Raw genomic sequence first — 13,810 nt, forward strand, 5'->3', positions numbered from 1 at the left:
GCATAGAGGCGTATCGAAAAAGCATCTCCAGAGCTATCTTTCAGAGGTATGCTATCGTTTCAATCGTAGGTTTTGGAATAAGGAAGTGTTCCATCGCTTATTATTTGCTTGCGCTACAACGACCACTATAACGAGGGATGATCTGATGTCAAAAAAGCGGGTCAGCTAAGTCAATAGGCAATATCAAATTATTATCCGAATTAAAGAAAAACGGAGTAGTGTTATATGTATGTGGGCAGACCCTGGCTGATGATGACTTCAAACACGAGTGGGTAAATCCTGATATTTCTATTGCTCTTTCTGCTCTTACCGTTGTTCCCACTTATCAATTAATGGGATACGCATTGATGGCCTGGTAAAATCACAAAACTTTTTAAAAAATTATTCCGGGGAGATATAAGGAAATGCAATGAAAAAGTCAGAGATAAGATTTGGAGTAATACTGGTAATTACTTTCGCTATCATTGGATCTGCTGTTTCTCTTTTCTTTAATAGATTTATCGATATCGGCAGCAGCAAGACAATCGAGACATCTGCGCCAAAAACAAAACCGATAGGCGGTACCGTTTCTTATAATCCTCCTTTGCTTCAGGATGCGCCGGCAGATATAAAAGATGCAGTTATGCTCGGCTCCAACATCATGATGAACACACAGAAATATGCAGCCGGATATGTCGGTAACAAACTCAACTGCACAAACTGCCACTTCAACGGTGGAATTACGGAAGGCAGCAGGAATGGGGGACTTTCTTTAGTTGGAGTAGCAGCAAAGTACCCGAAATACAGAAAACAATCAAAGGGCATTACCGATCTTCTTTCCCGTACTAATAGCTGCTTCGAAAAAAGCATGAATGGGAAACCTCTCCCTTCAGATAGCAAGGAGATGATTGCTCTCGTTACATATTATCAATGGATTTCCAAAGGTTTGCCGATATATGCGGATATTCCATGGTTGGGTGTCGGGAAGATTATAAGCACACACATAGCTGATCCGGCAAATGGGAAGCAGGTCTTTCTGCAACAATGCACTGTATGTCATGGCAATGACGGACAAGGTACGTTGAGAGCGCCTCCTTTGTGGGGGAGCGTCTCATTCAATGACGGCGCCGGGATGCACAAACCGGAGAACCTCGCCGCCTTCGCCTATTACAATATGCCTAAGACCAATCCCTACCTTATCGCTGAGCAGGCGCTGGATGTGGCGGCATTTATTTCAGCGCAACCGAGACCTCACTTTGCGGCCAAAAAGAAGTAGGAGGAGTTTATGCAATTTCCCATTTATGAGATACCGTATTTAGGCAATGGGATGACAATAGCGTTGGATGCCGTTCTTCATGTTATTATAAGTCACGGTATAGCTATTGGCGTAATAACTCTTATCGTAATTAGTGAATACATCGGCTTCAGAAAATCTTCCATGGACTGGGAAAATTTTGCTAAGGAATTTCTGAAGGTCACCATTATTATTCCCACAGGAGTTGGAGCAGTAACCGGGGTAGGTATATGGTTTATTACCAGCGCTCTGGCGCCAAATGGCATAGGATCTATGCTGCGAATATTCTTTTGGCCATGGTTTATTGAATGGATTGTCTTCACATTAGAGGTAATCGTCCTTCTTATATATTACTTTACCTGGGATAAATGGAGAGGTGAGAGGAAAAAACAACATATTTATCTTGGTGTAAGCTATACTCTTCTGGCAATTTCTTCCGCCTTTTTGATTACTGGAATATTGGGCTTTATGCTTACTTCTGACGGCTGGCCCTGGGATAAAAGTTTTTGGTCGGCATTTTTTAATCCGAGTTTTCTCCCCCAATTGTTATTAAGAGCAAGTATGGCTTTTGCACTCGGCTCTATATTCTCTTCAGCATTTCTCCTTGTTACGCAAAGAAATTCTGCATTTCGCAAAGAAGCTCTACGCTTGTTCGGAAAAGTCTCAATGGTTTCATTGTTTGGTATAATCATCTTTTCCTGGTGGTATTATGGTGTTGTTCCATCATCATTTAAAACACACACAATTTTCTCTATCCTGACTTCCCGGTTTTCTCAGCAACCTGAGATTTTCTACGCAATAAATGCCATAGGCATATTTATTTTCTTTCTATTTGCCTTGTCTGCAATGCGTGGTCCCGTTTTTTCGTCAAGGATTCTAATCATCCCGGCACTTTTACTCTGCATAGGATTTATCATGGAATTTGAACGTGTGCGGGAGTTTATCAGAGGTCCGTATCTGATGCCCGGTTACATGTATGCCAATCAGATACTGCTAAAGGAGAGTTCCTTTTTAGATAAGGAGGGCACACTGGAAAACAGCTATTGGTATAACATGACCACCAATAAACCTGACATCATAAGTCAGGGGGGAAACCTGTTTGCCCGGAATTGTTCCATGTGCCATACCATTGATGGTATCAATGGTATTAAAACAAAGGTCAAGGAAAGACCGGAGGATGGAATTTTTGTTATCCTCGGGCATATGCATGAAATGGCGCCCTTTATGCCTCCTTTTTCAGGAACGGAACAGGAACGGCGGATTATGGCGCGCTTTCTCTACCAATTGGCAAATGGGAAAATTCTCATAGAGGCGCCTTCTCGTTTTATACAAATTAAAGGAGGCGTAAAATGAATGAGCTCTTTGACATCCTGCTTAAAAAACCTCTCTCTGATGTGTTTTTACACAGCCTTCTCTTCGTTGCTTTCGCGCTGCATATACTTTTTGTTCTCTTTGCTTTAGGCACAGCTATTATCGCTCTTTATTACTTCGTCCACACATGGTGGGGTGGAAGACTGAATGAGGTGAGATGGGATAAGGAGATATTGAGAACGTTTCTTGCTCACAAGAGTCTGGCAGTAGTTTTGGGTGTGGGGCCATTGTTACTTATTCAAATTGGGTCTTCCGTCCCCTTTTTTACGGGAATTAATCTTTTTGCCCCTTTCTGGCTTTTGATTATTCCGTTTCTGATCATCGCATTCCTATCCTTTGATGCACTAGGACATAAAATCTATGTTCATCATTATCGCCATCTGATATTTGGTGTCGTTGCCCTGATACTTCTGCTTGCTGTACCGGGGATATTTGTTGCGGTATTGGTAACATCGGAAAACTCCGACAAATTGACGACGATCATTGCACACGGTTATCGACTTAGCGACCCGATGGCGTATCATTGGTTGTTCAGATACCTGCACGTGCTCGGAGCGTCTTTGTTATTCGGTGCTGCCTTTCATTATTTCTTCTCTACAAAAGATGAAAGAGAAAAAAAATCATCACTTCTTAAATGGATTGTCGCAAGTATTTTGATTCAGTTCATTCTTGGGATAATTCTTTACAGTTCCTTATTAGAAAAGCCTGATAATATCACAAATAATTTTTTATTCATTGGTATTACTGCTGCTGCTGTTTTGTTATGGCTGATTTTTTCAATTATAAATAAAAGTGGTATATTAAGTATAAAAGCAACGTTACCCATATTGATGGGTATACTTATCCCAATGCTTTTAGCAAGACAATTTATTCAGGATAAGGAGTTTATACCACTCGACAGACAGTTGCAGACAAACGCTCATGCTTATCAAAAAATATTGCAGCCCTATCATCGGGAAGCCCTTGATAAGTATAAATCCGATATAGATGTCGTCTATGATAATGGAGAAACGATTTATAGTAAAAGTTGTGCTTTCTGTCATGGAGGAAATATGGATGGTAACGGATCAGAAGCAAGAAACCTGTCAATCCCACCTGAAGATATAACAGCCATCAGAACGACCCGTAAATATTTACACACAATTCTTGCCGGGGGTATTTCCGGCTCTGCTATGCCTTACTTTACTGTTTTTGACAGGTATAAGTTAGACAGCCTGATTGATTATCTTGATAAAAAGTATTCTGTTTTAAGTTTACCCGAACCGCTGCCTGTTAAAATCTCTGATTCCGCTCTACAGCAGGCCCGGAAAGTTTATAATGAAACCTGCGCTCAATGTCATGGAGTAGACGGCAGGGTTACAGCGCTTTCAAAAGGGTTTCAGCCGCCGCCTCCTGATTTTACTGTTTACAGCCTATCGCCTGAAAGAGCTTTTGATATCATAACTAGTGGTTATTCAGGAACCGTGATGTACCCATTTAGTAACCTGCCGGAAGATGTCTGCTGGGGACTGGTAAAAATTATTAATGACAAAAGAACAAAATGATAGAGGGTTAGCTCTATGTCAAAAATAATTGAAGATGAAAAATCTGCAAGAGTTCGTAATCGCCGTATTCACATGGCGAATGAAAGAACATTTCTTGCGTGGATAAGAACAAGCATTGGAATAATGGCATTCGGTTTTGTTGTTGAAAAGTTTGCGCTGTTCATAAAGCAAATGGCATTGATTTTGGGGAAATCTAATATTGAAAAAGCTTTGCCTCCTTCTCACGGATATTCGGCAATCGTTGGAATATTCCTTGTCGGTCTTGGCACATTGATGGGTCTGCTTGCATTGATCAGGTATAAAAAAATTGAGAGACAAATAGACGAAGACACATATCAACCATCGTCGATACTTGACATACTGCTCGCTTTATCCGTCCTTGCAGTCGGAATCTTCCTTGTAATGTATTTGATTCATAGTACTTAATGGATTTAAAAGTTAGTGTAACATCTGAATATAAAAAGATCTCTTTAGAGGACAAGCATAAGATAAGGAGTATAAACAATGACAGATCAAAGATCGCTTACGATCGTTCAAATGAACGACAGCCACGCTTATTTTGATTTGCACCAGGAGATGTTCTGGCAGGGCAACCACGCGGTATACCGCCTCGCTGGAGGTTACGCACGCATAGCCACGGTTGTAAAACAGATTCGGGATGAAAACCAGGGGCGCGTTCTCTTTTGCGACTGCGGTGATACCATGCACGGTACCTACCCTGCTCTAAAAACCCAGGGACAGGCATTGATCCCTGTTTTGAATTCACTGGGTCTTGATGCCATGACGGCACACTGGGAATTTGCTTATGGCCCAAAGGTATTTAACCAGCGTGTTGCTGAACTTAGTTATCCGATGCTGGCGAACAATGTTTACGATAAAGAGACAAATAAATTGGTCTATCAGTCGTATAACATAAAAGAGATTAGCGGATTGCGGATCGGCCTTGTGGGTATAGCCTCAAATATTGTTGATAAAACTATGCCGCCCTCCTACAGCGAAGGCATATACTTTACTTTAGGCAGGGACGAACTTCCGCCAATTGTCGATACGTTACGCACTCAGGAAAAGGCTGACTTAATCGTTTTGGTCTCGCACCTCGGGTTCCCTCAGGAGATGAAGCTTTTGTCCGAGGTGCACGGCATAGATATTTGTCTCAGCGGCCACACCCATAACCGTCTTTATAAACCGGTTCTCAATGGGAAAACCATTGTTATACAATCAGGCTGCCATGGTTCTTTTTTGGGTCGTCTGGATTTGGAGATAGATGACGGACAAATCGTTGATTACCGGCACCGGTTGGTTGAAATTGAAGCAGATATACAACCTGACCCCATAGCAGACGAACTGATAAGACAAGCACTCGCACCTTACAAGAATGAACTTTCAGAGGTTGTCGGTGAAACGGCCACAGCGCTCAACCGGGGAACAACCCTGGAGTCAACTATGGACAACTTCCTCCTTCAGGCTTTACTCGAAAGCACCGGTGCGCAATTGGCATTTTCAAATGGCTGGCGGTACGGTGCACCTATAGTTCCCGGGAAGATAACCTTAAATGACCTTTACAACATTATCCCCATGAATCCGCCTGTCTCAACAGTAGAGTTGACGGGAGCGGAACTCAAAACAATGTTGGAGGAGAACCTCGAAAGGACCTTTTCGTGCGACCCATACCAGCAAATGGGAGGATATGTCAAGCGCTGTCTCGGTCTTAATGTTTACTTCAAGATAGAGAATCCACCAGGACACCGTATTCAAAAACTATTTGCAGGCAATGAAGAGGTGCAGGCTGGTCAATACTACACAGCGGCATTTGTCACGCCACAAGGAATCCCGCAGAAATACGGCCGCAATCGTGAAAACCGGTCGGAACGGATCATAGATGCTTTGCAGGCATACCTGGGCAGCCATCACCCCCTTTACGCGGAACTCAGGGGAACCTTTGTGGCGGTGTAAGAGGAATATCGATATTTAGGAGGAGAATTATGAAGGTAAAAAATGGAGTTAAGGAAAATATCGCCGTTGAAACAAAGAAATTGAACCAAACGGACAAGCCCTTGTCGCCCGATATGCTGCGAAAGATGAACGCATATTGGCGGGCCGCCAACTATCTGTCGGTCGGCCAGCTCTATCTCGATGACAATCCGTTACTTCGCGAGCCGCTGAAGCTGTCACATGTGAAGTCTATGCTGCTTGGGCATTGGGGCACCACACCGGGGCAGAACTTTATATATATGCATTTGAACCGGGTCATCAGAAAATATGATCTGGATATGTTCTACATTGCAGGTCCCGGTCATGGCGGGCCGGCGCTGGTGGGCAATACTTATCTCGAAGGCGTATACAGTGAAATCTATCCGGATATAAGTCAGAATGAAGCCGGTATGAAAAAGCTGTTCAAGCAATTCTCGTTTCCCGGAGGGATTCCCAGCCATGTCTCGCCGGAGTGTCCGGGGTCGATTCACGAGGGGGGCGAGCTGGGGTATTCGCTCAGCCATGCCTTTGGGGCCGCGTTCGACAATCCAAAGCTGGTTGTCGCCTGCATCGTAGGCGACGGGGAAGCGGAAACAGGACCGCTGGCTACGGCATGGCACTCCAACAAATTTTTAAATCCAATTACCGATGGAGCCGTGCTGCCTATCCTGCATCTCAACGGCTATAAAATAGCCAACCCAACCGTGCTGGCTCGCATCACGCATGAAGAACTGGATCTACTGCTCCGTGGCTACGGCTGGACGCCTTACTTTGTGGAAGGTGATGAACCCGAAAAGATGCATCAACTCATGGCGGCTGCTTTGGAAAAGGTAATTATGGAAATCCGGAAAGTCCAAAGCAATGCGAGAGACAAAAACGACGCCGCTCGCCCACGCTGGCCGATGATCGTTTTCAATTCACCCAAAGGCTGGACTGGACCGAAAGTTGTCGATGGACTGCAAATCGAGGGCACCTTCCGGGCCCACCAGATTCCGCTGCTGGTTGATTCCGAGCATCCCGGCCATCTGAAGCTTCTTGAAAACTGGATGAAAAGCTATAATCCTGAAGAACTCTTTGACCAGAGCGGCCGTCTCTTCCCGGAATTGGCCGAACTGGCACCTAAGGGCGAGCGAAGAATGGGCGCTAGTCCTCACGCAAACGGCGGGCTGTTATTGCGCGACCTGCTGATGCCCGACTTTCGAAACTACGCAGTAAATGTACCGTCTCCAGGATCGGTTCAGGCCGCCGACACGTACGGGCTTGGAGAATTCCTGCGCGAGGTGGTTAATCTCAATCGTGAACAACGAAATTTCCGTATTTTCGGCCCCGACGAGACGCTTTCCAACCGGTTGAACGCCGTTTTTGAGGTCACCAAACGGCAGTGGGAAGCACGGACGGTAGATAGCGATGAATTTCTTGCATCCGACGGCCGGGTCATGGAGATGTTGAGCGAGCATCAATGTGAAGGTTGGCTCGAGGGATATCTTCTCACCGGAAGGCACGGATTGTTTAACTGCTATGAGGCGTTCATTCACATTATCGATTCGATGTTTAACCAGCACGCCAAGTGGCTGAAAGTCAGCGCGGAATTGCCGTGGCGGCACAAAATTGCTTCGCTAAATTACCTGCTTGCTTCGCACGTTTGGCAGCAGGCTCATAATGGTTTTACCCATCAAGACCCCGGTTTCATAGATCACGTGGTTAACAAGAAGGCCTCGATAGTGCGCGTGTACCTTCCGCCGGATGCCAACTGCCTGCTGTCGGTTTGGGATCATTGTTTGAGGAGCCGGCATTACGTTAACGTCGTGATCGCAGGTAAATATCAGGCGCCGCAATGGTTAACTATGGATGCCGCGATTGAACATTGCGCCAAAGGGATTGGCGTATGGCAATGGGCCGGCACCGATCAAGGGAAGGAACCGGACGTGGTGATGGCCTGCTGTGGCGACGTGCCGACGCTCGAAACCCTGGCCGCTGTTTCCATCCTCCGCAACCATCTGCCCGATCTGAAAATCCGCGTGATTAATGTCGTAGATCTGATGAAACTGGAACCGAATACGGAACACCCGCACGGACTGAGCGATCAGGAGTTTGATGCGCTATTTACAGAAGACAAGCCGATCGTGTTCGCTTTTCATGGTTACCCCTGGCTGGTGCACAGGTTGACGTACCGCCGCAACAACCACGAAAACATGCATGTTCGGGGCTATAAGGAAGAAGGCACCATCACAACGTATTTTGACATGACGGTTTTAAACGACTTGGACAGATTCCACCTGGTTCAAGACGTAATAGATCGGCTGCCGCAGTTGGGCGCCAAGGGAGCTTATTTGAAGCAGATGGTTCAGGACAAGCTCATCGAGCATAAGCATTACATCGACAAGCACGGCCAGGATATGCCGGAAATCAGGAACTGGAAGTGGAATACAGACACCGCGCAAACAAACGGGTATGAACTTTCATGCGTGGAGACAACCGAATCGGTGGCGCCGGTTGATCCCAGAATATATGGCTCCGTGGAAATACCCCCGGGCATGTGCAGCACTTCCGGAGGGAAGATAATAAGAAAGGAGGTGGTCAGCGAGGTCGTAGCCAATCAAGCTCGAGTCACGTCATAACTATAACATAACAAATCAAAGGAGGATTTACCATGTCAAAAAGAAATGTAGCTGTGGCTGTATTCAATACTCACGTCGAGGCTGAAAATGCCGTGAAGGAATTGCAGAAATCGGGCTTCGATATGAAGAAACTGTCTATCGTGGGCAAAGACTATCACACTGAGGAACATGTGGTCGGCTATTACCAGACGGGTGATCGCATGAAGTACTGGGGCAAACTGGGCGCCTTTTGGGGCGGTCTGTGGGGTGTTCTGTTCGGAGCCGCCTTTTTTTGGATCCCCGGTATTGGTCCGCTTGTCGTAGCGGGTCCGCTCGTCTCAGCCATCATTGGAGGACTGGAGGGCGCCGTAGCAGTCGGCGGGTTATCCGCCCTTGGCGCAGGACTTTACAGCATTGGCATTCCGAAGGACAGCATCATCAGTTATGAATCCTCCGTCAAATCCGACAAGTTCCTGCTTGTGGTTCATGACTCAGGGGGTGAGCTTGCAAAGGCCAAGGATATTTTGAAAAGCACCGGGAACGAAGTTTCCGTTCATCCTTCCAGTTAGAGATAATCGCTCCGGTGGCGCTGCTGCCGGGAGGGCGTTTTTCTTTGTTTAAACCGGTAAAGGCGACTCTCCTCGGCAGTGTCACCTTCTTACACGGTGCGGCAAATGCAGGCAAACTGGCCTAATCCAAGTAAACGCCAGAGAGGATTTCAGTATGCGAACGACTCACAATAATTTTGAAGCCGGACCGGCGCCCTCGAAGCCGGCAAACGCCAAACCGCCGGATATCGCCTCCGCATCGGTTTACGACACGCTGACAGCGCTCCATGTCAATCCCGATACCGGGCTTACACATGCGGATGTGGACGTCCGCCGTGAGGAACACGGCTACAACGAAGTATCCGAAAAAAAAGGACACCCGGTCCTCAACTTCCTCCGAAAATTCTGGGGAATCTCGGCCTGGATGCTCGAACTGATCATGGTTTTGTCAGCCGTACTCGGGAAATATTCGGACTTCATAGTGGTGGGCGCCTTGCTGTTTATCAACGCTGTCGTGAGCTTTATGCAGGAACGCCGGGCCGCCGGTGTAGTTGAAGCGCTGCGGCAAAGGTTGCAGGTCAGTGCGCGCGTCCGGCGAGAGTCGAGTTGGCAGGTCATTCCCGCCCGGGAGCTTGTCCCAGGCGACATCGTTCGCGTGCGATCCGGTGACATCATTCCGGCGGACATGAAACTCATCACGGGAGCGTTGACCGTGGATCAGTCGGCTCTCACCGGCGAATCGAAAGACGCCGACAAGGTGCCCGGCGAAGTGCTCTCCTCAGGTTCAGTCGTACGACGAGGCGAGGGCAACGGCGTGGTCATGCTAACCGGGGCAAAAACCTACTTTGGCCGCACCACCGAACTTGTACAGCAAGCGCGTCCGAAACTCCACATCGAAACGGTGGTGGCCAAGGTGGTGCGTTGGCTGTTCGTTATCGTCAGCGCGCTGTTAGGCGTGGTGGTCGTGCTATCACTGATCCACAATGCCCCGCTCATCGAAATGGTCCCGCTCGTACTTGTCCTGCTTATGAGCGCGGTACCGGTCGCCCTCCCCGTTATGTTCACGGTCAGCATGGCTGTCGGATCGAAGGAACTGGCCAGGCGCGGCGTTCTGGTCACCCGCCTCAGCGCCGCGGAAGATGCCGCAACAATGGATGTGCTATGCGTAGACAAGACGGGCACAATCACGATGAACCAACTGGCTGTCACCGGCGTGATCCCGCTGGAGCAGGCTACGGAAAGCGACGTACTGTTCGGCGGCGCACTCGCGTCGCAGGAAGCCAACCAGGACCCGATTGATCTGGCTTTTTTGGCCGCAGCAAAGGAGCGGCACATTTTCGACAACCTTCCCAAGGTAACGCCTGTCTCCTTCACGCCGTTTGATTCGAAAAACCGGCGGACGGAAGCGGTGGTCGAACAGAACGGGCAGTGGCTACGCGTGATGAAAGGCGCAGTGCGCACCATCGCCGAAGCCTGCGGGCTCCAATCCCAGGCAATCGAGGAGTTGGAGGCACAGGTCAGTGAATCGGCCCTGAAAGGATATCGGATGCTGGCGGTGGCGCAAGGCCCCGAGACGGACGCTCCTGTATTGGTCGGATTGGTGACGTTATATGATCCGCCTCGACCGGACGCCAAACAACTTATCAGCACACTCCACGACCTTGGCGTTTCGGTTAAGATGCTCACCGGTGATGCGCTGGCGGTAGCGAGTGAAATCGCGCGCGGAGTCGGGTTGCCCAACATCCGGCGCGTGGCGGATCTTAAGTCCGCTGCCGCTAAAGCCGGCAACGAGGCGGTGGACTTGTTGTCAGGGGCAGATGGTTTCGCTGAGGTCTATCCTGAGGACAAATACATCGTGGTGCAGCACCTGCAGGCCGCTGGGCACGTTACCGGAATGACGGGCGACGGGGTCAACGATGCGCCCGCACTCCGCCAGGCCGAAGTGGGCATCGCCGTAAGCACAGCAACCGACGTGGCCAAGGGGGCCGCTAGCGTCGTTCTGACCGATCCGGGGTTAACGAACACGAACATCGTGGCGCTGATCGAGCAGGGCCGGACGATCTACCAGCGTATCCTGACCTGGATCATCAATAAAATCAGCAGGACGATCCTGAAAGCGGCCTTCGTGGCTATCGCTTTTGTGGTGACAGGCAAATTTGTCGTTTCCGCCTTTGCGATGTTGCTGCTTGTTTTTGTCCTGGATTTCGCGACGATCGCCCTGGCCACCGACCGTGTTCAACCGTCCAAAAAGCCGGAAACATGGGAAATCGGGGGCTTCATTACGGTATCCGTCGTGCTCGGCATCGCAATGGTCGCAGAAACGCTCTGCTTCCTGTGGTTCGGCTGGTCATATTTTGGTTTGGCAACAAACAGCAATGCTCTTCGCACCTTCAGTTTTCTGATGCTGCTTTATTTTTCTGTTTTTTCAAGCGTGTCTCTGAGAGAACGGCGCTGGTTCTGGGCGACGCTGCCCGGCAAATCCTTCATGGCGGCTCTTATGGCTGGCGCCCTCACGGGCACTGTTTTGACGTTCGTGGGTCTTCCTGGACTCATACCATTGCCATGGTGGCAAACGCTCACGACTTTCGCATATGCGATGGTTTCGTGCCTCGTAGTCAACGACGTTCTGAAAGTTGCTATGATCAAATGGCTGGTTTTTAACGCTGTGTCCAAGAAACCGGTTGATCTAACCCATCAAATCGCCACACGGGCCTATGAACTCTATGAGCAGGGAGGCCGCAAGAACGGTAGAAAAGTTCAGGATCAGCGACAGGCGGGGAGAGAGATTCGTAAAGATAAGCTCATTAAATAAACCGGCGCGAACCGCTCGGCGGACATTGCCGAAAAAATATAATAGAGGAGAAATTATGCGAATTGGCATAGCTGCAGATCATGGCGGGTTTGAGTTGAAAGTGCAACTGAGTATAGCCCTCAAGGCCGCCGGTTATGAGGTGACGGACTTCGGGGCTCATGAGCTGGTTACAGGAGATGACTACCCTGATTTTGTGGCGCCCCTGGCCAAAGCAGTTGCAAGAGGTGAAGTAACTCGTGGCTTAGCTATCTGTGGCAGCGGGGTAGGAGCTTGTGTTGCCGCCAATAAGGTGTCAGGCGTGCGTGCCGCGTTGATCACGGATTCCTTCTCCGCCCATCAGGGTGTTGAGGATGATGACATGAACATTATGTGTCTGGGCGGCCGGGTCACCGGATATGCGTTATCCCGGGACTTGGTCATGACGTTTCTGAGCGCCCGTTTCAAGGCAGAAGAACGGTTTAAACGCCGCCTTGCGAAAGTAGAGGCTTTGGAAAGAGAAAGAACTTAAAAACCATTACAAAGAAGAAAGTGCAATCATAACAATTAACATAGGAGATATATCAATGGACAATACACCGGTTAACACCCAACTTAATCGTCGTCAATTCCTTACAGCAACACTCTCCGGAACGGTGCTTCTGGCATCCGGCTTAATGGGCGTCACTCCGGTGCTTCATGCTGATGCCCAGCCACCTGATCTATCGCCGTTCAAGCTTCCGCCCTTACCCTATGGAAATGATGCATTGAGCCCCTATATTTCGGCCAATACCATCAAGTTCCATTACGGTAAACACCACCAGGGCTACATAGACAAGATCAACAGCTTTATCCAAAATACTGAGTTTGCAAAATATTCCCTTGAAGAGATTATTAAGAAGACCGCAACTATCAAGGATCATATTGCGATTTTTAATAATGCCGCTCAGGCATGGAATCACGGATTTTATTGGAAGAGCATGAAACCTGAGGGCGGCGGAGCCCCGACCGGCGCTCTGGCAAAGAAGCTGGATGCGGATTTCGGAAGTCTCGAAAAGTTTAAGAAGGCTTTTGGTGATGCGGCAGCAACACAATTTGGGAGCGGCTGGGCCTGGTTGGTAGCAGATCGTGGAAACCTTGCGGTAGTAAAAACCTCCAATGCGGATACGCCATTAGCCCACGGACAGGTTCCGATTCTGACTATCGATGTATGGGAACATGCCTACTACCTGGATTACCAGAATCGCCGCACGGATTATATTGCCGCATTTCTGGATCATCTCGTTAATTGGGATTTTGCTGAAAAGAATTTTACAGGGATTTGAGCAGAAAAGTTATCAGTGGTGCGATCCTTTACGATGAGACGATCCGCCAGCAGAAGAAAGACGTCACTACCTTTATTAAAGTCATCACGGATGCGGGAATCATTCCGGGCATCAAAGTTGACACAGGCGCAAAGGACATGGCAGGTCATCCCGGCGAGAAGATAACTGAAGGTCCGGATGGATTGTGCGACTGCCATGGGCGTTGGCGTTTTCGTTTGCCCGCGCCATCCAGCAACCGGCTTTGGAGATTTGGGAGTTATAGTCAAGAGTTGTGTATGGAATAATTAGGCGGCGATCCATTTTTTTTCAATTCCATTCACAAATTTGACTCCTTTAATTACTTCAGCCAATCGTTCAGGGCAGTGGAGACGTAACCATCTTTTCTCAGCGCAC

12 protein-coding genes and 1 pseudogene are annotated in these 13,810 nt (G+C 48.4%); all 13 read left to right on the plus strand.

Annotation, left to right across the window (positions count from 1 at the left end):
* Positions 1–169, plus strand: a pseudogene (locus VXK47_RS20370) (IS1595-like element ISDssp6 family transposase); the annotation flags it as partial.
* 13 nt (positions 170–182) lie between these two features.
* On the plus strand, positions 183–359 hold the full coding sequence (locus tag VXK47_RS20375) for a DsrE family protein (RefSeq protein ID WP_435550634.1): 177 nt from the start codon (positions 183–185) through the stop codon (positions 357–359).
* 50 nt (positions 360–409) lie between these two features.
* Positions 410–1,255, plus strand: a complete 846-nt coding sequence (locus tag VXK47_RS20380; RefSeq protein ID WP_435550624.1) for a c-type cytochrome — start codon at positions 410–412, stop codon at positions 1,253–1,255.
* Between the two features lie 9 nt (positions 1,256–1,264).
* A complete protein-coding gene (locus VXK47_RS20385; protein WP_435550625.1) occupies positions 1,265–2,626 on the plus strand; it encodes a c-type cytochrome in 1,362 nt (453 codons plus the stop codon).
* Positions 2,623–4,188: a c-type cytochrome gene (locus VXK47_RS20390; protein WP_435550626.1), complete on the plus strand. Its 1,566-nt coding sequence runs from the start codon at positions 2,623–2,625 to the stop codon at positions 4,186–4,188. The genes VXK47_RS20385 and VXK47_RS20390 overlap by 4 nt, the downstream gene beginning before the upstream one ends.
* A gap of 15 nt (positions 4,189–4,203) precedes the next feature.
* Entirely contained in the window at positions 4,204–4,614 is a 411-nt protein-coding gene (locus tag VXK47_RS20395; RefSeq protein WP_435550627.1) for a YidH family protein, read from the plus strand.
* Between the two features lie 111 nt (positions 4,615–4,725).
* Positions 4,726–6,141 carry a bifunctional metallophosphatase/5'-nucleotidase gene (locus VXK47_RS20400; RefSeq protein WP_435550635.1) on the plus strand — a complete coding sequence of 472 codons (1,416 nt, stop codon included), beginning with the start codon at positions 4,726–4,728 and terminating at the stop codon, positions 6,139–6,141.
* A gap of 29 nt (positions 6,142–6,170) precedes the next feature.
* The gene (locus VXK47_RS20405; protein ID WP_435550628.1) at positions 6,171–8,777 is read left to right on the plus strand and encodes a phosphoketolase family protein; all 2,607 of its coding nucleotides are present in this window, start codon (positions 6,171–6,173) and stop codon (positions 8,775–8,777) included.
* Positions 8,778–8,809: 32 nt separating this feature from the next.
* Positions 8,810–9,325: a general stress protein gene (locus tag VXK47_RS20410; protein WP_435550629.1), complete on the plus strand. Its 516-nt coding sequence runs from the start codon at positions 8,810–8,812 to the stop codon at positions 9,323–9,325.
* Between the two features lie 154 nt (positions 9,326–9,479).
* Positions 9,480–12,116, plus strand: a complete 2,637-nt coding sequence (locus VXK47_RS20415; protein ID WP_435550630.1) for a plasma-membrane proton-efflux P-type ATPase — start codon at positions 9,480–9,482, stop codon at positions 12,114–12,116.
* Between the two features lie 55 nt (positions 12,117–12,171).
* Positions 12,172–12,624 carry an RpiB/LacA/LacB family sugar-phosphate isomerase gene (locus tag VXK47_RS20420; protein WP_435550631.1) on the plus strand — a complete coding sequence of 151 codons (453 nt, stop codon included), beginning with the start codon at positions 12,172–12,174 and terminating at the stop codon, positions 12,622–12,624.
* A gap of 55 nt (positions 12,625–12,679) precedes the next feature.
* On the plus strand, positions 12,680–13,417 hold the full coding sequence (locus tag VXK47_RS20425; protein ID WP_435550632.1) for a superoxide dismutase: 738 nt from the start codon (positions 12,680–12,682) through the stop codon (positions 13,415–13,417).
* Positions 13,414–13,701, plus strand: coding sequence for a class I fructose-bisphosphate aldolase (locus VXK47_RS20430; protein WP_435550633.1), 288 nt, complete (start codon positions 13,414–13,416; stop codon positions 13,699–13,701). The genes VXK47_RS20425 and VXK47_RS20430 overlap by 4 nt, the downstream gene beginning before the upstream one ends.
* Positions 13,702–13,810 lie beyond the last annotated feature (109 nt).

Origin of the sequence: Desulfobacterium sp. N47, assembly GCF_051233685.1 — a bacterium.
Taxonomy (GTDB): Bacteria; Desulfobacterota; Desulfobacteria; order Desulfobacterales; family RPRI01; genus RPRI01.